The organism is Sphaerospermopsis torques-reginae ITEP-024 (assembly GCF_019598945.1).
Lineage (GTDB): Bacteria > Cyanobacteriota > Cyanobacteriia > Cyanobacteriales > Nostocaceae > Sphaerospermopsis.
Genome location: NZ_CP080598.1, coordinates 5227110 through 5248442 on the forward strand (window position 1 = coordinate 5227110; position 21333 = coordinate 5248442).

Annotated in this window: 19 protein-coding genes; 8 read left to right on the top strand and 11 right to left on the bottom strand. The window is 38.2% G+C overall.

From position 1 onward, the window contains the following. Window positions 1–20: 20 nt before the first annotated feature. The 3 genes from K2F26_RS24340 to hetF all read right to left on the bottom strand — a co-directional run bounded on the left by K2F26_RS24340 (window position 21) and on the right by hetF (window position 3780). Window positions 21–332: a HigA family addiction module antitoxin gene (locus K2F26_RS24340; protein ID WP_194056454.1), complete on the bottom strand. Its 312-nt coding sequence runs from the start codon at window positions 330–332 to the stop codon at window positions 21–23. Between the two features lie 458 nt (window positions 333–790). After that, window positions 791–1129 (bottom strand): P-II family nitrogen regulator, encoded by a 339-nt coding sequence (locus K2F26_RS24345; protein ID WP_096571842.1) that lies wholly within the window; start codon window positions 1127–1129, stop codon window positions 791–793. Window positions 1130–1257: 128 nt separating this feature from the next. Beyond that, window positions 1258–3780, bottom strand: coding sequence for a cell division protein HetF (gene hetF, locus K2F26_RS24350; RefSeq protein WP_194058480.1), 2523 nt, complete (start codon window positions 3778–3780; stop codon window positions 1258–1260). Between the two features lie 1490 nt (window positions 3781–5270). On the opposite strand from hetF, the gene K2F26_RS24355 reads away from it, so the two are divergent. After that, window positions 5271–5594: a thioredoxin domain-containing protein gene (locus K2F26_RS24355; protein WP_220609841.1), complete on the top strand. Its 324-nt coding sequence runs from the start codon at window positions 5271–5273 to the stop codon at window positions 5592–5594. On the opposite strand, the gene K2F26_RS24360 is transcribed toward K2F26_RS24355, so the two are convergent. Next, on the bottom strand, window positions 5581–5811 hold the full coding sequence (locus K2F26_RS24360; RefSeq protein WP_220609842.1) for a hypothetical protein: 231 nt from the start codon (window positions 5809–5811) through the stop codon (window positions 5581–5583). The two genes, K2F26_RS24355 and K2F26_RS24360, sit on opposite strands and share 14 nt — an antisense overlap. A 227-nt stretch (window positions 5812–6038) precedes the next feature. Beyond that, the gene (locus K2F26_RS24365) at window positions 6039–7889 is read right to left on the bottom strand and encodes a S8 family peptidase (protein ID WP_220609843.1); all 1851 of its coding nucleotides are present in this window, start codon (window positions 7887–7889) and stop codon (window positions 6039–6041) included. 123 nt (window positions 7890–8012) lie between these two features. On the opposite strand from K2F26_RS24365, the gene K2F26_RS24370 reads away from it, so the two are divergent. The 3 genes from K2F26_RS24370 to K2F26_RS24380 all read left to right on the top strand — a co-directional run bounded on the left by K2F26_RS24370 (window position 8013) and on the right by K2F26_RS24380 (window position 11116). Then, a complete protein-coding gene (locus tag K2F26_RS24370) occupies window positions 8013–8438 on the top strand; it encodes a hypothetical protein (protein WP_220609844.1) in 426 nt (141 codons plus the stop codon). A 928-nt stretch (window positions 8439–9366) separates the two neighbouring features. After that, window positions 9367–10185, top strand: coding sequence for a bifunctional hydroxymethylpyrimidine kinase/phosphomethylpyrimidine kinase (gene thiD, locus K2F26_RS24375; RefSeq protein WP_220609845.1), 819 nt, complete (start codon window positions 9367–9369; stop codon window positions 10183–10185). 199 nt (window positions 10186–10384) lie between these two features. After that, the gene (locus tag K2F26_RS24380; protein WP_220609846.1) at window positions 10385–11116 is read left to right on the top strand and encodes an FtsB/FtsL family cell division protein; all 732 of its coding nucleotides are present in this window, start codon (window positions 10385–10387) and stop codon (window positions 11114–11116) included. A gap of 101 nt (window positions 11117–11217) precedes the next feature. Here K2F26_RS24380 and K2F26_RS24385 read toward each other — a convergent pair whose 3' ends face one another. The 3 genes from K2F26_RS24385 to K2F26_RS24395 form a co-directional block, all read right to left on the bottom strand. Beyond that, window positions 11218–12021 (bottom strand): type 1 glutamine amidotransferase, encoded by an 804-nt coding sequence (locus tag K2F26_RS24385; protein ID WP_220609847.1) that lies wholly within the window; start codon window positions 12019–12021, stop codon window positions 11218–11220. A gap of 183 nt (window positions 12022–12204) precedes the next feature. Then, window positions 12205–12633 carry a putative toxin-antitoxin system toxin component, PIN family gene (locus K2F26_RS24390; RefSeq protein ID WP_220609848.1) on the bottom strand — a complete coding sequence of 143 codons (429 nt, stop codon included), beginning with the start codon at window positions 12631–12633 and terminating at the stop codon, window positions 12205–12207. Continuing rightward, complete coding sequence (locus K2F26_RS24395) at window positions 12630–12896, bottom strand: AbrB/MazE/SpoVT family DNA-binding domain-containing protein (protein ID WP_220609849.1); 267 nt, start codon at window positions 12894–12896, stop codon at window positions 12630–12632. The genes K2F26_RS24390 and K2F26_RS24395 overlap by 4 nt, the downstream gene beginning before the upstream one ends. 272 nt (window positions 12897–13168) lie before the next feature. On the opposite strand from K2F26_RS24395, the gene K2F26_RS24400 reads away from it, so the two are divergent. Then, a complete protein-coding gene (locus K2F26_RS24400; RefSeq protein ID WP_220609850.1) occupies window positions 13169–13948 on the top strand; it encodes a hypothetical protein in 780 nt (259 codons plus the stop codon). Between the two features lie 107 nt (window positions 13949–14055). On the opposite strand, the gene K2F26_RS24405 is transcribed toward K2F26_RS24400, so the two are convergent. Continuing rightward, window positions 14056–15393: a Mur ligase family protein gene (locus K2F26_RS24405; RefSeq protein WP_220609851.1), complete on the bottom strand. Its 1338-nt coding sequence runs from the start codon at window positions 15391–15393 to the stop codon at window positions 14056–14058. 233 nt (window positions 15394–15626) lie between these two features. Here K2F26_RS24405 and K2F26_RS24410 point away from each other — a divergent pair, with 233 nt between their 5' ends. After that, window positions 15627–16217: a thylakoid membrane photosystem I accumulation factor gene (locus K2F26_RS24410; RefSeq protein WP_220609852.1), complete on the top strand. Its 591-nt coding sequence runs from the start codon at window positions 15627–15629 to the stop codon at window positions 16215–16217. Window positions 16218–16518: 301 nt separating this feature from the next. Beyond that, window positions 16519–17127 (top strand): hypothetical protein, encoded by a 609-nt coding sequence (locus K2F26_RS24415; RefSeq protein WP_220609853.1) that lies wholly within the window; start codon window positions 16519–16521, stop codon window positions 17125–17127. A gap of 65 nt (window positions 17128–17192) precedes the next feature. Here K2F26_RS24415 and K2F26_RS24420 read toward each other — a convergent pair whose 3' ends face one another. After that, window positions 17193–18035: a lysophospholipid acyltransferase family protein gene (locus K2F26_RS24420; protein WP_220609854.1), complete on the bottom strand. Its 843-nt coding sequence runs from the start codon at window positions 18033–18035 to the stop codon at window positions 17193–17195. A gap of 191 nt (window positions 18036–18226) precedes the next feature. Next, window positions 18227–19654, bottom strand: a complete 1428-nt coding sequence (locus K2F26_RS24425) for a carotenoid oxygenase family protein (protein WP_220609855.1) — start codon at window positions 19652–19654, stop codon at window positions 18227–18229. Window positions 19655–19820: 166 nt separating this feature from the next. Between K2F26_RS24425 and K2F26_RS24430 the strand changes: the two genes are divergently transcribed. Further along, window positions 19821–21161, top strand: a complete 1341-nt coding sequence (locus K2F26_RS24430; RefSeq protein WP_220609856.1) for an alkaline phosphatase — start codon at window positions 19821–19823, stop codon at window positions 21159–21161. Window positions 21162–21333: the final 172 nt, after the last annotated feature.

Below are 21333 nucleotides of genomic sequence, written 5' to 3' on the forward strand. Positions count from 1 at the left end.
CAAGTTTTACTAGCAAAAAATTATGCCGTAACTTGCATATTTCCTGTTAAAATCCAAAGAGAAATAGTTGCTTTAATTTCCTGACCAATTTTTTGTTCAGCTAGTCTGAGTTCATAATTTTTCTGCAAATTCATCCAAAATTCAGCACTCATCCCAAAAAATTGTCCTAAGCGTAAAGCGGTATCAGCAGTAATTGATCTTTTACCATTAATTATTTCGGTAATGCGATTTTTGGGTACATGAAGTAAACGAGCTAATTCACTTGCACTTATTCCTAATTCATGCAGTTCATCAGCTAAAATTTCTCCAGGATGAATAGGTGGACGCGCCATATTATTATCCTTCAGTGATCAATGGAGACATATTGTAAATAACTCTTTTAGTATAGCCGTACACAGAGTATTTAGGACATCAATTAATTATGAAACTCTGACTACCACAGGGTTTTACTCCTGACTCCTGACTCCTGACTCCTTGATCTCCTGACTCCTACTACATAGGGTTTGCTGAATAAAGCGCAACCCTTTATAAATCAAAGGTTTGAGGTTGATAAAGAGGAAAAAAGTGCAAGACTTTTGAAGGGTATACCTGAAAAACCGTGCATTTTGAAACCAAGAAATCCCAAAATGGGGGGATGACAGATAGCTAAAACTGTTCCCTGTTCCCTGTTAAGAGTTCCCTGCCTCCACGAAAAGACTTTCTCAGCAACCCCTACATAGCACAACCAAAGCATAAAAGGCGCTGCTGAACAAGAAAATTCAACAACGCCCAATATCTACATATTCAAAACTTACACAGCTTCGGTGTTCTTCTCACCAGTCCGAATCCGTACAACCTGCTCAACAGGGGAAATGAAGATTTTACCATCACCGATTTCACCAGTGCGGGCGGCGGAAATGATTTTATCAACCACCATATCTACTTGGTTATCTTCTACAACAATTTCCAACTTCAGTTTTTGTAAGAACTCAACCGTATATTCCGAACCTCGATAGCGTTCAGTTTGACCTTTTTGCCGTCCAAAACCACGGACTTCCGAAATTGTCATTCCCACAATTCCCGCATTAACCAAGGCAATTTTTACCTCATCCAGCTTAAATGGACGAATAATAGCTTCTACTTTTTTCATTTTTTTCAATTCCTAACTTCTCAGAGCGTTGTTTATATATCTAACCAGATTCGTTGTCTAAAGCTGTAAATCAAGCTCTACTTGTTTCCGATGAGTTATGTCACCAGTCACCAGTCACCAATCACCAATCACCTCTTTTCCTGTTCTTGTAGCAGCGATCGCCAATCTGCGATCGCCTGATCTGTCCACAGCCAATTTTGCGCTAATTTATCCACTGTAAACTTTACAGGTTCATTCTGAATTACCATTTGACGCAGTTTAATTGCTTCTTTAATATATTGTCCTTGTTTATCAGCAGGTTGATTATTTGCAGATTTATATAAACCCAAAGCTAATCCTGCATAAGCCGTTAAAGCCTCTGAAGGCATGATAGTATTAGCGTCTGGGGTTGTAATCAAGGTTGTATTCTGATCTTTAAGTGCTAAATTCACAGACTTAAACCACGCATCATTAGCCCGATTCAAATTTCCCTCTGCATAGTAAGCAAATCCCAAAGCATTGTTATACAGAACCGAATCAGGGCGATCCCGCACAGCAATTTCCCAATAACGACGGGCATCATCAATACTGTATTTTTTATCTCTTGTTTGGGCAAATTGCCAAGCCAATCGTCCACGGAAAAAATACACAGATGGATTTTCGCTTTGTTTAGCAGGAACTAATGCTAAAGCCGTATCTGCTGATTCTAAAGCGCCACGATTGAGTAATTCTGCCACAGCGTCTAGCCCAGCCTGTAAATTACCTTGGCTCAATTCTGCTGTAGCTTTAGCAGTAACAATACCTGTTGATGATTTTTTTAAATCAAAGGGTGTTGTTTTTGACTCAGGAACAGTCGGAGTAGGAATAACTGGAAGTTCAGGAACTACAGACTGGCGCTGATTCCACCACCAACTTAAACCAATGATCACAGCCAAAGCACTTGCGCCCAAAATGCCTAAAATTGGCCATGGCCGACGGCGACGTGGTTGCCGAAAAGATGGTAAAGGTATCTGTTGATAATTTACCTGATTACCTTCAACATTATTTGACGCATTATTGCTAGTATTGGTAGAAATTTGCACATTCTTTGGCGCATTCAGCGTGATTGGAGTTGGTTGATCTCCCCAAAAATCAAATTCTTCCTCCTGTTTTGCAGGTTGCTGTTCCTGAAGATGATTTTCGGTGACTGGTGACTCCAGTTCCGCCTTCATGGGCATTTCGGATACTGTTGGCGCTTGTTGATTCCCCAACTGGCGAAATAAATCCGCAACAATCGTTGAATCCTGATCATAACCGGGGTGATCATAATCAATTTCATCCATGAGATCCCCCCAAGTATCATCCTCCAGCCAATCTAACTCAGAAGGCTCTCTTGCCAACTCAGAGGACATCATCTCTTCCAGAGTTAAAGGTATTTCCAAATCATCTATCGCCGCCGCATACATGGCATTAGTAGATGCTCCCACAGGAGTCTGATAGTCGTTGAGGAACTCGGAACTAGCAGATAAACCTAATTGTGGTCTCAGAAAACCCTCAAATTCCCGATGCAAATACAACATCGGTAATGCCCAGTACATCTGGTGAGAACCATAGGCAGAAATTAAGCCCTGACGCACCCGACTCACACACAGATCCAAAGGATAGCCTTGGCTTAAGTTGCGGTAAAACAACTGTGTCAGCGTCAGCGCCACTTCATCGGGAATCCGTTCTGACATCGCCAAAACGCTGCTAATCCCTCTTTTCACCAAACTTTCCGTTAAGTTTCGTTCTCCTGTATCCCCAGAACCATCAGACTTAGCTCTATATGCTCCCAAACAAGAGTTAAACACTGCCATTTGGATATTATTATTCACCAACAAACCGGCTAAATCATCACCACTGAGGGTTTCTGTTAACCCAGTTCTGCGACTAACTAAATATATTTCCCCCCCATTAGCACCCACATTACTATGACCAGAGTAGTGAAGAACATGATATCTTGCCTGTTCTAAAGCTTGGGTTAACTCTTCTCTTCCTGGTTGATCCAAGACAGTCAATTCAATTTCTGGCAGATAAATACCATTTTCCACAGAGCGGGGGGCTTGGCGGTGCATTTCTTCTTGTAGGTTGATTGCTTCTTGTTTGAGCAAATCCAGACGGGCTTGATCTGTGGGGGAAGAAATCACCATTAACACTCTTATTCCGCTTTCGTCCTGTGGTGTGGGTAGGTTGCGTGTTGGTAATCTTGATGTGGAAGGAATTCCACTTTGATAACGGGAAAAAGCGATATAAGGACCGGTGGCTAAGGGGCGATCGCCTGCGTGCATCACTTCCCACGGCAACCGCGCTAACCGTGTATCTTTTAATCCCAAACGCAAGCGCAGTACCTGTTGTTGGTTCTGGGCAATGCCTTGGGCAGTAATCCAACTATCTCTGAGAGTGCCTTGAAACAGTGCATTATATAATTGTTGACCCAGTGCCACCAAGTTTACAGAGTTTCTGGCTATAGCATCCCCCTGTAGCACTGACTGTAAAGGGTCATTCATTAAATGTCCTGCGGCCGCTAACCACTCAGCCACAGGCCAACTCACCAGTTCTTCTGCCAATGGCACCCCAGGTGCGACTTGTTCCGTCCGCACCAAGTAGTCATTTTGCCCTACTGGAGTCACGGAAATGTGAAATTCCTGGGTCACAACTTCTCCTGTTTGCCTCCTAAAATCCGGTTTTCACCGTAAAAGTTTCTAGTCTTTTCTCTCTAACTGATACTTTAGAAGCATCTTGCCGAGGAATGTTTCTGTTTTCGGGTTGTTTCGCCTTCAAGTGCTGGTACAACTTTATCCGGATTGGATTACTTCTGACTAGAACACTTTATTGGTAGATGCACCTTGATCTTCAACTCCCCTGGTAGGTTAACACCTACTGGGGGTTTTCTTTTCAATTTTGGCAAAAAAAGCAGTGTTTGACCCAAGAATTTCTGCTCAACTGTATAGAAAATCAAATCCTGATAACTAACTCCCCTAACCAGCTACTAGCCATAGGAATTTTTTCGCTAAGTGACAAGCACCTAAATTTGCTGAAATTTATCCGGAGCATAGTGCATTAAATGAGAACGTTTAGATGGTAGATGCACCCTGATAATTAATCTCCCCTATTTGGTTCACACCAATGGGGGTTTTTTATTTGGTTGACAAGGATCAATCATGTAAATACAACCCAATTTTCCGGAAATAATATTAAAACCAATGAACATTTAACCAGTAGATGCACCCTGATAACTAATCTCCCCTGGTTGGCTAATACCAATTGGGGGTTTTTTGTTGGACAAACAATCATGAAAAAGCTAGTTAATTTTTCCGGAATATGGTAATTACACCAAGAAGAACCAAATTAGTAGATGCACCCTGATAACTAATTTCCCCTGGTTGGCTAACATCAATTGGGGGTTTTTTATTGGCTTCACAACCCATCAAACCAGAATTTATAAACAATAATAATGATGCACCTAAATTGTTCCGGAATATGGTAATGACACCAAGAAGAACTAAATTAGTAGATGCACCCTGATAACTAATTTCCCCTGGTTGGCTAACACCACTGGGGGTTTTTTATTCAAAAATAAAAACAAACTTCCAGGAACAAATTTATCCGGACGATGGTTCTACACCTGGGAACATTAAATTGGTAGATGCACCCTGATAACTAATCTCCCCTAGTTGGTTAACACCGATTGGGGGTTTTTTGTAGACAAAAGCGAGTTGGCCGCCACAAGTGCTTTTCTCATCTTTTGTCCACTCAGTGTTGGCTTCCAGTTTACTCCTGTTTTCTGCCAAATGCCAAGCCTATTTTTGTAATTGCAGTAATTTTATTTTCAGCTTCAGCCCAAGTTCAGAATGATTATAGCGATATATAATAGGAATCTTAATAATTTTTATATAATTCATGCCTGTGTGATTTTCTAGATATCTGTTAACATTTTATGACATAAGGGAATCCGGTTTGATTGCCAACATTATCGGTAGAGGTAGGAAACAGGGAACAGGGAAAACCTGTACTGATTTTTTCCAAACATCAAATAGGACAAGTTTTGCCCAAAATAACCAAGCTTGACGCAAAAAGCCTGATTCATACTGTATTCTAAATTCTCAGAAAATTGTATTCAACATTAAGAAATTCCCAAAAACAAATGAGTTTAGCAGTGATTAAGTTCTCTTCTGAAGATTGCGGCATCTGCCACAAAATGTCTTTTTATGATAAAAAAGTGTCAGAGGAACTGGGTTTGCAGTTTATTGATGTGAAAATGCAGGATACAGCGACTTATCGTCAATATCGGAAAATTCTGCTCACCCAGTATCCTGATAAATCGGAGATGGGATGGCCTACCTATATTATATGCAATTCTCCTGATGGTGAATTTCAAATTGTGGGAGAAGTTAAAGGTGGACATCCCAAAGGTGAGTTTAGAACTCGTATCCAAGAGGTTTTAGATACAGCAGCTAGTCAGAATTAATTATTTCAAATGATTCTACCTGTAAAACAGGACCAATCATAGCGGTGGTCATGATGTCATCACGCACTTTTCCTGTAATTGTGGCTTTTTGACCTGACTTGAGCAAATTTCTGTCAGCACTTTTAGGAATTTCGTAAGTAACACCATCGTCTGTAACAAAAGCCCAAGCGCCGAGTCCAATATTTCGGCGTTCTATTTTGCCTGTAATTGTGATCATATGGGAATAGAGAATAGGGAATAGGAGGCAAAAGGCAAAAGGCAAAAGGCAAGAGAGGGTTAAGGGACTTACAAATAAAAAAATATTTAATTAGTTCTTGTGGGGTAGGCATCTTGCCTGCCCTTAAACCCGGACGAGCTAGAAGCCCATCCCACAAGATTGGATAATTTATTTGCTGGAAGTCCCTAATTTTTCACTGTCACCTGTCACCTGTCACCAGTCACCATCTAAGCTGGTTGTTCGTCGTTTTTCAATGCTAAACGGGCTAGTCCGTAGCAAAGTAGGGCATTGACAAGTAAGAAAATGCGGGCTAATGTACCATCTCCTAGACCCCAAACTGCGGGATCATAAATAGCACTAACTATTAAACAGGCTGCTACACCAAGGCTAGAACCTATGGCAAACCATTTCCAGTTGGGATGTCCTAATAGCAATGCTATTAAAAGCATGGGAATTAATACACTGGCAAAGAGGGGATTTAAATCTGCTGTTCCTTGTATACTGTTGCCTAGTTCGGGAATAGAACTACCTAAAACCCGGAATGGCCACTGGGGCAAGTCAAAGATATAAATTCCTTTGAGGAAGAATAACCCAGAACTACCAAATATTAAACCACTGGATAGGGACCAACTCCAGGTGAAGGGGAAGTAAACCCGTAAAAACCAAGCGAGTAAATAAGAACCTAGTACCATGAGGACTTTCGGTATTAAGGCTACAGCACCGCCATCTATCCAAAAGCCGGGGTTGAGATAGCCGTTATCTCTTAACCACCGGAAAAAGTCGTTAAAGCTAATTTGTCCTTCGCTGGCAAGTTTTACGGCTGCTTCGGCGTTAAGTTGTCCAGCACCGTAATAGTTTAATGCGTCCTCTGGCATGGCTCTAGCTGACTGTTTGAGGACTTTTAAAATTTCCTCTGGGTCTGTAACTCCGGCTGCTTTGACTAATGCTGCTACTCCTGCGACGTGGGGGGCAGCCATACTTGTGCCTTGCAGTCCTAAAAATACGCCTTGGCCTTCTTCGTTGATGGTTTCTTGGAGAATAGCACCTGCATCACTACCACCAGGGGCAGAAATATCTACTCCTGCACCAAAGTTAGAATAGTCTGCTTTTTCCCCGTCGGGTCCAAAGGCGGAAACACCGATGACGTGAGGATAACGGGCGGGATAACTAGAACCATCGGTACTTTCGTTACCTGCCGCAGCAACGATGACTACACCTTTTCTGTGGGCGTATTCAATGGCTTCTTTCATTAACTGGCTTTCGCCACCACCACCTAAGCTCATGTTAATTACGTCTGCGCCGTTATTGGCGGCAAATTTGATGGCTTCGGCAATATCAGCAACAGTACCACCACCATCAGCACTTAATACTTTTAAGGGCATGAGACTTGCTTCGTAGGCAACTCCAGCTACACCATATTTATTGTTGGTGGCTTGGGCGACTGTACCGGCTACATGAGTTCCATGTCCGTTGTCGTCTTGGGCGGTTTCGGTGTCGTTTACAAAGTCGTAACCTTTGACTATTTTGGTTTCATATAAGTCCCGGACTTTGGTGATGCCGGTGTCAATAACTGCTACTGTGATACCGCTGCCTTTGGTGCGTGTCCATGCACCTTCTACACCAATTTTGTGCAAATTCCATTGTTTGCTGTAATATTGGTCGTTGGGACCTGTTAAGGAAGGGGTTGCTTCTTCATCTCCTTCTTGGGGACGGAGAAAGTCTCCTAACCAGGCAGTTTCGCCGATGGGAACTGCTGTATAAATATAGTTAGGCTCGATAAATTCTGTGTTTTGGGCATAAGCTGATTTTCTCAGGTCTTGCAATCTTTGGCGATCGCCTTTGATAATATACACATTATCAGCCGCTGAAAATTGATTATCCAGTCGGGGTGTAATGTTATATTGTTGAGCGATCGCTTGTAAATCTTGCTGTATGACTGTTGCTGGTAAATCTTCCCGAAAATCCAGTAATATTGTCTCAAATTCACCTTTGGTTGCCAATCCCTGAACATTCAGGTATCCGAATACGGCAGCAACCAAGCCGATGACAAACAAGCACAATAATATAAGTCTTCTCATATCAACTCATCGCTTTTTGTCAGTTTGCACACTACGATAACTCATATAGTGGTATTTTTGGGACAGTGGAGACTAGAAAAAATCTAGGAAAAATTACGAATTACTAATTACCAATTACGAATTATGGAACGTGGTCTTTTATGGTTGCCTTTGTTAGTAGCATTTTTCTGGTTAGCTTGGCAAGGTTCGCAGGAATATCAGAAACTTGAAGCTTATAAAATTTGGGCAGAACAGTTTGAACGGGCTAAGTATGATATTTATGCTGTACTCGCTCAAAAAGGTAATGATATCACTTGGGGAAAACCTACTACTAAAGGACCTATTCAACTGCAAACTTTTAGTTTATTAGATATTGAAAAAATTAGCTTGTTGGTAAATGATAAACAAGTGGAAATGGAAAACCCTCCCTTAAAAGGTCGTGTGATTGAGTTAGAATTTGTATTTTATGAATCTGCTAAATCAGTACGAGTTCCCTTTACAGAAATTCCTTTAGCAGCAGAATGGGGTAAATTTTTGCAGGGTGTAATAAACGCAGATGAACGCAGATAAACGCAGATGAAAATTGGATATCTTAAATTAAGTTGATTTTTGATTTGCGCTTGTCTAAAAAACAGTTTTAGCTGACTTCTAAGATCTGAATGCTTATTTGTGGGGAAGGGGAATTTTTATCATAAATTCTGTTATTTTACCAATTGATGAAATACAATTTAAAGCACCATAATGATGATTTTCATGATTGAGACGATGTGCTAAAATTAATAATGTAATAAGGCGCTTTCTATTCCTTCATGAATATCAACATATTTTAATTCTGATTGATACAGGCAGGAAAATATACGTAAAGAATCAACAATTTTCCAAATCCTTTATGCACCAAATTTCATGGAATATATCAATATTTTTACCAATAATTTCTGCGGTTGTTGTATTCAGAGAATCAGCTAAAGGTTTATTTACTAATAACTAAATAGGGTTTGCTGAAAAAATGTAAAACCCAGATATACTAAAGGTTACAGGCTGATAAAGAGGAAAAAAGTGCAAGGGTTTTGAAGGGTATACCTGAAAAAGTGTGCATTTTTTGGGATTTCGAGAGATGGCAAAGAAATTTTCAAATCTCCTCCTGACTCCTGACTCCTGACTCCTGACTCCTATACCCTCACGGAAAGACTTTCTCAGCAACCCCTAAATATAATTTTTATCTTTGACAAAGATGAAATTTACTGTTGTATCAATAATCATTTTATAGAGTGCAGATTGTTCTTTAGTGTTTTTTAAATTTTCTGCTAGTTCTACATTTTTCCGGCGATATTGTTCTAGTTATTGCTGTAATTTGTTTTTATGTTATCATGATTTTTCTATTTCAGAAACGCGCTGACCTAAAAATGCGATTTCCTCATCTGGGGATTGATTAGACACAGAACATTAATATATTATATATCTGTTTTTTATGTGTGTTAAATTTTGATTTTTAACGATAATGATAACTAAGAATACATCAATACCTGTAGCTTTAACTATAGCTGGTTCGGATAGTGGTGGTGGTGCGGGTATTCAAACCGATTTAAGAACTTTTGCTTTTCACTGTGTTCATGGTACAAGTGCTATTACTTGTATTACCGCCCAAAATACTCTTGGTGTGATCCGGGTTGATGCTATGCCTTCAGAGGCTGTTATAGCACAAATTCGGGCGGTGGTTGAAGATATTGGTGTGCAAGCTGCAAAAACAGGAATGTTGCTAAATCAAGAAATTATTTCAACTGTAGCGCAGGAAGTGAGAACTTTACAAATTGATAATTTGGTGGTAGATCCTGTGATGGTATCACGGACAGGAGCGCAGTTAATTGATGATGATGCGGTGAAAACTTTACGTGATGAATTGATTCCCCAAGCGGCTATTATTACACCTAACCGTTATGAAGCGCAGATTTTAAGCGGGTTGGAAATTGTTTCTTTGCAGGATATACAAACTGCTGCCGAAATTATACACAAAAGTTTACGGACTAAAGCGGTTTTGGTAAAGGGTGGGGGAATGTCTGGAGAGTTGAGAGGGGTGGATGTTTGGTTTGATGGGGAAAGGTTGGAAGTTTTGAGGACGAAACAAGTAGAAACGAAAAATACTCATGGTACTGGTTGTACTTTATCTGCTGCGATTACTGCTAATTTAGCTTTGGGTAAAGATTTATGGAATGCGGTACAAGAAGCTAAGGAATATGTGACAACTGCACTTACTTATTCTTTGGATATTGGGAAGGGAAGTGGACCTGTGGGACATTTTTTCCCGTTGTTGGTGAAATAAATGTCTGAATCAGGATGTCCAGGATTAAAGGATTAACAGGATGGAATATCTGTTTTCATCCTTGTTAATTGCTATTTTATTTCTGTCTCTGTGCAGTTAGGTGATTTTTATATTATTCTATTGTCTAATCTCCGGGATCACTTTACTCTGATAGTATATTTTGCTAATCTAAAGACCTAATTTTTATACCAATATGCAGATGAGAGCAACTACCACTAATGTTCATAATAAACCACCCACTCCCAAATATTCCCCATCTGTTCCTGTTTATGTGTACCGGGAATTAGTTGCAGAGTTACAAGCAGTACAAGCAAAGTTAGATGTAGTCACCAACCATAATCAAAAATTATCCCAGGAAAATCAACAACTACGTCAAGAAATTAACAAACTTGTTCAGTCTTGTTTAGAACTGCAAAAGTTAGTAGATTCTTCTGCACCAAGTTCTCAAACTCCACCAAGTACACCAAGTTCTCCAACTGTTCCTCCAAATCATGGTTATGTGAATAATACACAAAATAATACACAAAATAATAGACCAAATAATCAAGCTGCACCTAGACCTAATGTAACTGTAAAAAATATGCCTAAAGCTCAAGACAAAGTACGTAAAAACACTGGAAGTAAAGTTCCTAAAAAGAAGACAGTTAAAACAGCACCTCCCCCACGTCAACCAACTTCCAAACCACCGAAAAAAGTCCGTCGTGAGGTTATTTCTGTACCTGTGATGGATATGAATTTTCCGGTATCAGAACCAATGTATATAGAAGAACAAGAAGTACATTATTATTTACCCCTAGAGTCTGAGTCTAGGGGGTTGAATGGTTGGTGGTTGTTTTTTACTATTGTGTTTATTATGATTGGTGGGTTTAGTGCGGGTTATTTGATTGTACGTCCTTTTTTACAAAATCAAGGTCAAAATAGTAGTCAGTAGTCAGGAGTCAGGAGTCAGGAGATCAAGGAGTCAGGAGTTAGATAGAGGAAGTTAATAAACTAATTATTAATTACCAATTACCAAACCTCACAGATATGATGTTAAACTTTGACTGTAGCAACTGTTGGTAAGTTCACTTTTAAACGGTGAAACATTGCTTCTCTACCTTGGATTGCTAAGGTATCATCTAAAGGTGTCAGTTTAATTTCTTGTTGATATTTCAATTTTAACGCTGTTTGAATTAACCAATCTGCAACAAAGGGATTTTTTGGTAATAAGGGACCGTGTGAATAGGTTGCGATCGCATTTTGATAAAACGCTCCTTCTGTACCATCTTCACCATTATTACCTAAACCATAAACTACTTTTCCTAAAGCTTCTACTTTTCCTAGTTTTGTTCTTCCTCCGTGGTTTTCAAACCCGACTAAATAAGGTTTTGTTCCTATCATTGCTTCTAGTTCTTGCGCGAGTCGGGAAGCGGTAACTTCTATGACTAAATTACCTATACAACGTTTAGTATTTTCTCCTGGATGAATAGAAACTAAGTCTAATATTCCTAAACCTTCTATTCTTTGTCCAAAACCTGGTTCGTAATAATGTCCTAAAAGTTGGGGTGAACCACAGGTGAAAACTCCTGGTGTACCGTTTTCAATTTTATCTCGCATTGCGTCAGCTTTTGCACCTTGTAAGTCACGCATGACTATTTCTTGTTGACGATCTTGCGCTCCTCCACCAACAATTATATCTACTGATTTTATATCATCTGCGGTGGCATTTTGATCTAATGGTATTACTTTAACATCATATCCCCGCCATTGGGCGCGTTTTTCTATGGTGATGACGTTTCCTCTGTCTCCGTAGGTACTCATGAGTTTGGGATATAACCAACCAATTATTATTTCCATCGTTTTACAGTTATGTTTATTTTGGGTTTTATGTTAACTCATTTTTTGGAGTTTTCAATATTTTTTAGGTTATTTGTTTGGTGTTGCTATGCTAACAGAATAACGAACCGCAGAGACGCAGAGGAATTAAGGTTTAGTTTTTGAAGGTTATTTGGGGTTGGTTTTATTATTGATTTTTTTTATTTATGAAGATGTAAAATTAGTATTTAGAAAATCAGCAGGTGTCATAATTAATATTTCTGCAAATTGGTTTAATACTAATAAATCTTGATCACCTGTTATTAAAAAATCAGCTTGAGCAGATACAGCAGCAGCTAAGATATGATAGTCTTTTATGTCTCTTAGTTGTGATATATCTATATCTAGAGAAATATTAGGACACGATTGTAAAACCTCTGTAGCAGCATCTAATATATCTTCTACAGTTAATCCCAGTGATTTTATTTTGGCTTGAAATTTAGTCCGTTTTAAAGTAGTTTCTAATTCTTGAAACAAGTCTGGAGATGCAAAAATTGAAATTTGATTATTTTGGGCTAAAATTAGGATTTTGCGGGGTGTTCCTCCCCATAATAAAGCTGATATCAAAACATTAACATCTACAACTACTTTCATTTTTTACCCCACAATTCTTCTCTCACTTCTTTGACTATTTCACTAATTTCTTCTAAGGTTGGTTGTTCTGGATCTGGTTCAGATTCATCAACTATTTGAAATAACTCGTCTAGCGTTAGCTTTTTTTTGGTTTTTATCATCTTAATTTCATTTTCTGTTACAGAAATTTCATATTCTGAATTAGGTTGCAACTGCTGTAATATCTCTGGAGGAATTTCTAGTTTTCCTTCTGAGGTAACTTTGGCAATTAGTTTAGTAATCATTATTTACTCCTTTGCTTTTTTTGTGTAGCTTCTATTTTGATTATTAATATTATAATTCTCAGTCTGAATAATTATAACATAAATATTACACGATTGGGTAAAAATTCCTATTCAGTAGTTACTTTAATTTACAATCTCGCTTTTTTATTGTTTTACACCCTGTCATAATTAGTATTTTGGTTAATTTAGTATTTTTGGTAACAGTTTTTTTGAGCATTTTGTCACCATAATCACAAGTTATCGTAGTCAGTATCCTCAAAGGTAAATCAATCATGAAACTAATTGAAAATCCCAATTTAACTGTAATTGCTGGTGAAAATGCGGTTTCCGTTTCTCAACTACCTCCTATTTGGCAAAATATCGCTGCTGGAAAAGCAAATGTAGGTTTTAAAGATGTTGATGTTTATGTGAAAATGGCGCAGTTATTTCAATATAAACTCGCGCAAGGTGATGTGGATTTATTTAATGAACGTCCAGAGTTAGCTGGTTGTAAATCTTCGTTTTCTCAGTTGTTTGGAAAGTTAGCTTATGAAACTTTGGAATTTTACGGAAATGATTTTTTAAAGGATCAATATCCAGATTTTCAAGAAATTTTAAAAGATGTAAAATCAAAGGGTTTAGAATATTCCAATGAAGTGAAGGTTGCTTTAATTGGAATTGACCTTTTTAACGAGTTTGGATATGATTTACCTGCAAGTTTTTATCATGTGCATTTAGCACCTATTTACCGAGATCATGTATTTGAAGAACGCGCTTTAAGATTTGACAAACGGGATATTAAACATAAACGTTCTTGGGATGCAATTTTACACTCAGGTAAGGTTTTTGCAGTGCAAATGAAGGTACAAAGCATTGCTTCAAAATATGGTTTTACCTATCATCACGGTTGCGGTTGTAATTCTCATTTATCTTCTATTGATATTTCTGAGGGAGATTTTAATTATGAATTATCTCCTGAAAAATATCAACGTTGGGTTAGAAGTTTTATTTGGACTGCTTGGTATGAATATGCTTTCTTTCAAATTGTTCCTAATACCAGTTATTTAGTTTAAGTTATTTCTCAGAATATTCAGATCCCCGACTTCTTTGAGAAATAGGGGATCTATTTTATTTGATGTAACTCTTCAATTGTCAATTGTCAATTGTCAATTATCAATTATTAAAGAATTTTGCTCCCTGTTAAAACTTCCCGCACTTCTAACATTGCTGAATAGGTAGGAAGAATATGCAAAGTTTCATTTTTCGGGGTATGTTCTAAAGCTGTGTTAATAGCTTTCTTTAAATCTTCTTCAACAATTAAGTTAATTTTGCTGTCAATAGATTTTTCGCTATAACGCAATCTTAACGCCATATCATACACGCGATCGCCACTCACTATCAATGTTCCACCCCGTTCTACTAATTTCTCTGTATCTACATCCCAGATCCAAGATACATCTGTTCCGTCAGGTGTGCGATCGTTCAAAACCATCAATGTAGTTTTATCTGTACTTTGAGTAACTACTCTAATAGTTTCATTTGTTCCTACAGGATTTTTTGATAATAAAATTCTCACTTTTTTCCCATCTATTACCAAATCTTCTGCACGTCCAAAAGCTGCTTGAAAATTATTAATTGTTTCTCTAATTTTCCCTTCATTAACTCCTAATTCTTTTGCAGCAGTAGCAGCAGCTAAGGTATTATATTTATTGTATAAACCTACGAGAATTTGTGACCATTCACTACTTTCTAAACTGGGTTGACTCTTACTAAACCCACAACTAGGACAGGTGAAATCTCCTAAATGGGATAAATAAACCCCTTGATAATCTAAAGAATGTCCACATCTGGGACAATAAATAGAATCTACTGCATGAGGAATTGATTCTAAATAATTCTCTGGTTCATTTAATCCAAAAAATAGCACTTTTTGATTTAACTGTTGACCTAAATAAGATAAAGTCGGATCATCAGCATTGGGAATAACTACTGTTGCTTCTGGTAAGGTTGAAATTACCTTTGTCCATTTTTTACTAATAGTATCAACTTCTCCATATCTATCAAGTTGATCCCGGAATAAATTTAAACAGATAATAATTTTTGGTTGTAAAGGTTTTAAAACCTTGGGAACGATATTTTCATCAACTTCTAAAATTGCATAGTCAACATTTAAAGCACCTAATAAACTGGTATTTTCTATTAAAGCAGTCGCTAAACCATTCTCTAAATTTGCACCCGTAGAATTATGGGCAATTTTGTAACCTGTGCGTTCTAAAATTGTACATAATAATAGGGCGGTTGTGGTTTTTCCGTTTGTACCTGCAATTAAAATTACTCCGTTTTTAACTTGTTGACTTAATAATTCTAACAGTCTGGGTTCGATACGTCGCGCAATAGAACCTGGTAATACACTAGCAGCACCAAGACGCAAAGAACGTACTAAAAATGTCACACTTTTAGCAATGGATACCGCTAAACCTAGTTTGACTCTATCTATAAGTTGTATTTTCTTTCCCACAGCAGTTGTTATGTAATGTCTTTATTGGCAAATTTAATTTTGTCAGTTTAACCAATCTTGGTAAAAAATACCAGTCTGAAGATCAAAACTTTCTCTTCCCTGTTCCCTGTTCCCTGTTCCCTGTTCCCTTTCTTAAAGAAGTCGGGGATCTATCTACTAAAAGTCATGGTTAAAAAATAGCGTCCAGATGTAATTATATATCTAGGCAAAAGTGTTAAATAAGGTTTCTGTTGATGAGTAGCATAAATTGGCTTTTTTTGCAAACTAACATAACTGCTAACTGGCGACGGTTGCTGTCAAAATGCCTATTATTGCTGCTTTGCCTATTTTTTGTAGGTATACAACCAGCTTTTGCAGGTATGAAGGATGACAGATACGAAGGTAATATTTTCGTGGTTTTTGCGGGAAATGGTTCTCTTGTTCCTCCCAAACTAACTTTAGCACAGACTTTAGCAGAACATAAACCCGCAATGCTGGCTTTTTATGTTGATGATAGCAGCGATTGTAAACAGTATGCGGTGTATATTTCCCAGACTCAAGCATTTTATGGACGTGCTGCGGAAATTATTCCTGTGAGTGTTGATACTATTCCCGTGAAGGACAGTTATGAACCGACAGAACCAGGATATTATTATTCTGGTGTTGTACCGCAGGTTGTTCTTTTTGATCAGTCAGGAAAAGTTGTTTTGAATAAAAAAGGTCAAGTACCTTTTGAAGAGATAGATGATAAATTTAGGGAGGTATTTAATTTGTTACCTCGTGATCAGTCTATTGAGTTCAAGCAGCGTTCATTTAATGAGTATAGCAGCGAGTTGAGCCAGTAAAAATTTATTAGCAATTAGCACATTAATTTAGCAAATTTAGCAAATTTAGCAAATTATGGTGGGCATTGCCCACCCTGCTGGTTGCAAATTTTATGATTTTCATCAGTCTGGATAAGTAATAAACACAGATAAACGCAGATAAACGCAGATCATAGAAAACTATAAATTACTATAGATCAAGTTAAGTTAGGTGATAAATTTTTAGTTGGTTCTGATACTGCATTTTTCTTTTTACCAAGACATAATAGTTAAATTACTAATGACTAATAACTAATGACCAATAACTAATAACCAATAACTAATGAACAAAGTTTATACTACGCTGGAACTCATTCAAATTTTAGCAGCAGAACGGCAAGCTTGCTTGAAAGGAGAACGCCTAAAGTTGGATGTGACGGTTTCAGGTAATCCAGTTATAGACCAGTTTATCCCAACGGAAGGGCTACAAAAATTCACTGCTTATCAAGATTTTAAAGCTTCGATTCATGAATATCAACGAGAAAATCAAGTTTCTGGGATTGTCTGGAAAGATTTGACTGTAAAGGGTAAAACTTTCCATTATCCAGAGGTTGACGCGCAGTTAATAGCGTTAAATACTGATTTGGAAATATTGAAAGCTGCGAAAAATTCTATGTTGGAATTTTGGGATCAAGTTACAGCAGATATGGATTTATATTTAAGTGTTAGTAATGGTAAACAACACGAAAAAATCAATAAATTAGATGTTGAAAGAATAGCCCAAAGAACAGAATGGGCAAGTTTTTTAAAGTGGGAAAATGCGAATTTTTTGGAATTAATTTTACAAATGGGTTGGGGAAAACCAGAAGAAGCAGCCTATAAAAGAGGTAGACCACATTCTGGTAGTGAGTTTATTCATGCAGTTAACCCTGGAAATTATCCCATTGGGTAATTGGTAATTGGTAATTGGTAATTGGTAATTGGTAAACTTATTACTGTCACCTGTCACCTGTAACCTCATTTACTGGCTATTTTGATTAAGTTATCTAGTTCTTCCTGCATTTTATTTCTGACTAATTCATAACATTCATTAACATATTTGCGATCGCTTGCGGCTTCTTTTCCATAGCGTTCAAAGACAATGGGTGGACAAACTCTGGTATAGATACGGGCAGGTAAAGGAATATTCGGCAATGGTCCTACTGCTAAACCCCAAGGTAAACCTAAATAAACCGGAAACACTAAAGGATCAACATCAAACAACCAAGGCATTCCCCATTTATGGAATTGCTGCATAATTTTATACAAATCAGCCAAAACTATCAGGGTATCATGCGCCCCCCAGGAAATAGCCGGAACAATGGGGACATTTTCCCGCAGTGCTAACTTAATAAAACCCCGACGTTCAGCAAAATATATTTGATCCCGCATTTGATGGGGTCGAAACACATCTTCCGCACCACCAGGATAAACTAAGACACTAGCATCAGCCTTAAAAGCTGCGTAAGCCATTTTCGGATGTGCCATGATAGCGCCACCTTTCATGGCCATTTCCGCTGCTGGGGGAAAAACTTCCCAAACTTTGGGGTGCATCAAACCATAAATAGGTCTTTGTGTGCCAAACCGACGTAACCAGTCGTACAACATCATGGATGTATCCGGGGATGCCAAACCGCCATTGTGAGAACCGACAAACAGAACTTTTCCCTCTGGGATATTGTCCCAGCCACTGGTTTGCACTCGAAAATAGTAGTTATATAAAAAACCCAAAATAGGCATGAGGTTTTCAATGAACTTTGGATCTCGCTCGTCCAAAGACCATCCTAGTTTTTTGTTTTGGGTGTGTTGTAGTTGAAACATGGAATTTTCAGGATTTCAAGGAGTCAGGAGGCAGGAGGCAGGAGGCAGGAGGCAGGAGGCAGGAGTCAGGAGGCAGGAGGCAGGAGGCAGGAGTCAGGAGTCAGGAGTCAGGAGAAAGAATTAATTTTTCAACTTTTGCCTTTTGCCTTTTGCCTTCTTACTGTCACCTGTCACCTGTCACCTGTCACCTGTTACTTCCAAGTACCGTGGAAACTATGGGGGATAACGCTGGGTAAACCCAGTTTACAAACAGGTTCTTCATTGAGGCGATCGCCATCAAATATCCAAACTTCGCTACTATCGGTATTACCATCATAAACCACTGTCAACACCCAACCTTGCTGAGAGTTTTGAGTATCTTCAATATAAAGAGGTTCAGAAGGATAAAAATTTTCACCTAAGTTTGCTTCTATTAAATTTCCATTTTCATGATCAAAACGAGCAATACTATTTAATATCTCACCTTCTGTATCTGTTCCTTCCCGAAAAATAGACATATAGCTATCACGAGAGAATTTACCGACATTTTTAGCTGGAACATGAGGAAATTCACAAGTTCTATTTAATAAAGTTGCAATTTCTTGTACTTTGCCAGTTTGCGGATTTAGTTGTACCCGTGTCAAGGAAGTTTTAGCAAAGGTGTGAGTTTCTCCTGTTGCTACTTCTCGCAAATATTCATTAGTTTGAAAATCATCATATTTAGCAAAATCAACAATTACATTACCACTATCATCAACATATCCATTACTAAAATGCCACTGAAACCAAGGTTCTGTTTCTCCCCGACTGACTAAAGATAAATTTTCTCTATCAATAACTATAATCTGATTTCCCTTTTCTGGTTGCCACGTTAAAGAATCACTGTAGCTACTCACCCCAAATAAAACAGGCCAAATATTTAACTGCACCGCTGGAGCAAAAAATATTAAATATTGTCCTGCTAAAACAAAATCATGGATAATCGGAAAACCTGCTAACGTAAACTTTGCTTGTTGAATAATTCTACCAGTAAAATCACTTTTATAAATATGCAATATGGCATTAAGTCCAGGAGTCATGCCAAAATTAAATATTTCTCCCGTTTGATAGTCAACTTTAGGATGAGCAGAATAAGGTTGTCCTTTAGTTAAACCACCTAAATTATTTAAACCTTTGGTTTCTAAAGTTTCTAAATCTAAAGCATAGGGGTTATCACCTTCCCAAAGTGCTAAAAGTTGCTCCGGTAATGCCAAAACCGAAGTATTTGCAGCGTTTTTCACTGGTTTTTGCCATTGATTCCAAATCGGACCCGGTGCAGTCATGCCATAATTACCATATAAGTATTTACCCGCAGCGGTTTCTTCTTGATAACCAGCAGTCTGCACATAGCGATAAACTCCCGTAGCACCTGCATCGGTAAAATGGACTGCTAAAATAGCCCCATCTCCATCAAACCAATGTCCTACCCGCATATTACCCCGTTCTAGTCTTGCTGATCCATTGCGGTATAATGTACCACGTAAACCTTCAGGAATTTTACCCGCAATTATTGGTAATTGCGTGGCTGGAAATTCTTTTGCAGGTTGGGATATGGCTTTTGCCCAAGTTTTTTTACTTGACTTTTTTTCAATTGTCTGCATAGTAATTTTACTGTATAGGTTTTTGTTTGTAATTACGATTTCTTAACAATTACCGATTAAAGTATGTATTGTCAAAAGACCGCTAACCCCCTACTGACTCCTGCCTCCTGCCTCCTGACTCCTGACTCCTTACGTTTGATTGTACCTATAGTTTAAATGTAAAGCAATGTTACGACGATTGAATCAAAAAGTTATTGGTTTCTTACTTTTGGCTGTGATATCTGTCCTCAGTTATACACCACATATCTTAGCCAGTAATACCTCTATTCAAGGTAATGTGATCTTTATCCATCCAGATGGTACGAGTGCAGCGCACTGGGGCGCAACTAGAATACTCTACACTGGACCAGATGGCAGATTAAATTGGGATCAAATGTCAAATTTGGCTGTTTACTTGGGACACATGAAAAATCAATTATCTGGAACTTCCAATGGTGGGGCGGTAACTCATGCTACTGGGGTAAAGGTAAATGCTGACTCTTTTGGGTTGGATGAAAACGGTAAACCGGTGGTGGCGCTTTCTGGAAAACCACAAACAATTATGGAAGAAGCCATAAAAGCGGGCAAAGGAACGGCTATTATTAATTCTGGGATGATTCATGAACCAGGAACAGGTGCATTTTTAGCAAAATCTCCCAGTCGTCGCAATTTTGCAGATATTACTAAACAAATAGTAGAATCAGGTGCAGATGTGATTTTAGGTGGTGGAGAAATGTGGTATCTTCCTAAAGGAGTAGCGGGAAGACATTCCACCGCATCCCAAAGTCAAAGAACTGATGGGTTAAATTTAGTAGAAATAGCCAAAAAGAAAGGTTACACTGTTGTTTATACTCGTGATGAATTATTGAAGTTACCAACAAATACTAAAAAGGTGTTGGGAATTTTTGCGGCTGATGATACCTATAATGATGAAACAGAAGAAAACTTGAAAAAACGGAATTTACCGTTATATGTGGCCACTGCACCGACGGTAGGGGAACAGTTGGATGTAACGTTAAAGATTTTATCGCAAAAGGGTAAAAATTTCTTGATTGTTTTAGAAGAAGAAGGTAGCGATAATTTCGGTAATTATAATAATGCCATTGGTTGTCTCACCGCCTTAAAACGTGCCGATGATGCGGTTGGGGTGGCAATGAAATTTATTGAGAAAAACCCGAATACTTTATTAGTTACTGCCGCTGATAGTGATGCTGGTGGTTTAGAATTGGTGGGAGCAACAGAAAAAGATTTTCCCTTTAATAAACCATTACCAGAAAAAGGGAAAAATGGCGCTCCTTGGGATGGAAAAGAAGGAACAGGAACGTTACCTTTTATTTCTGCACCTGATAAACAGGGTAGACGTTTTCCCTTTGCTATATCATGGTCTGGTTTTGGGGATAATGCTGGAGGAATAATAGCGAAAGCGCATGGTTTTAATGCTGGTTTGTTGAAGGGAACGGTGGATAATACGGATATTTATCGGTTGATGTATCGGACTTTGTTTGGTAAGGAATTAGGGAAAAATTAAAACCTATCTCCTTTTCTGGATCAGGATTCACTTTAATAATTGATAATTGACAATTGACAATGAACAATTGATAATTACCCATCCCTTAAATTCACAAGATTGAAAAGCGGAATTTCTTGCTTTTTCAACTTGAAACGGGAGGTTTTAAACTTTGAATGAAACAATTATCAAT

Coding starts and splice junctions, on each gene's coding strand:
- K2F26_RS24340 (WP_194056454.1), bottom strand. CDS start 332: ATGGCGCGTCCACCTATTCATCCTGGAGAAATTTTAGCTGATGAACTG.
- K2F26_RS24345 (WP_096571842.1), bottom strand. CDS start 1,129: ATGAAAAAAGTAGAAGCTATTATTCGTCCATTTAAGCTGGATGAGGTA.
- K2F26_RS24355 (WP_220609841.1), top strand. CDS start 5,271: ATGAGTTTAGCAGTGATTAAGTTCTCTTCTGAAGATTGCGGCATCTGC.
- K2F26_RS24360 (WP_220609842.1), bottom strand. CDS start 5,811: ATGATCACAATTACAGGCAAAATAGAACGCCGAAATATTGGACTCGGC.
- K2F26_RS24365 (WP_220609843.1), bottom strand. CDS start 7,889: ATGAGAAGACTTATATTATTGTGCTTGTTTGTCATCGGCTTGGTTGCT.
- K2F26_RS24370 (WP_220609844.1), top strand. CDS start 8,013: ATGGAACGTGGTCTTTTATGGTTGCCTTTGTTAGTAGCATTTTTCTGG.
- thiD (WP_220609845.1), top strand. CDS start 9,367: ATGATAACTAAGAATACATCAATACCTGTAGCTTTAACTATAGCTGGT.
- K2F26_RS24380 (WP_220609846.1), top strand. CDS start 10,385: ATGAGAGCAACTACCACTAATGTTCATAATAAACCACCCACTCCCAAA.
- K2F26_RS24385 (WP_220609847.1), bottom strand. CDS start 12,021: ATGGAAATAATAATTGGTTGGTTATATCCCAAACTCATGAGTACCTAC.
- K2F26_RS24390 (WP_220609848.1), bottom strand. CDS start 12,633: ATGAAAGTAGTTGTAGATGTTAATGTTTTGATATCAGCTTTATTATGG.
- K2F26_RS24395 (WP_220609849.1), bottom strand. CDS start 12,896: ATGATTACTAAACTAATTGCCAAAGTTACCTCAGAAGGAAAACTAGAA.
- K2F26_RS24400 (WP_220609850.1), top strand. CDS start 13,169: ATGAAACTAATTGAAAATCCCAATTTAACTGTAATTGCTGGTGAAAAT.
- K2F26_RS24410 (WP_220609852.1), top strand. CDS start 15,627: ATGAGTAGCATAAATTGGCTTTTTTTGCAAACTAACATAACTGCTAAC.
- K2F26_RS24415 (WP_220609853.1), top strand. CDS start 16,519: ATGAACAAAGTTTATACTACGCTGGAACTCATTCAAATTTTAGCAGCA.
- K2F26_RS24420 (WP_220609854.1), bottom strand. CDS start 18,035: ATGTTTCAACTACAACACACCCAAAACAAAAAACTAGGATGGTCTTTG.
- K2F26_RS24425 (WP_220609855.1), bottom strand. CDS start 19,654: ATGCAGACAATTGAAAAAAAGTCAAGTAAAAAAACTTGGGCAAAAGCC.
- K2F26_RS24430 (WP_220609856.1), top strand. CDS start 19,821: ATGTTACGACGATTGAATCAAAAAGTTATTGGTTTCTTACTTTTGGCT.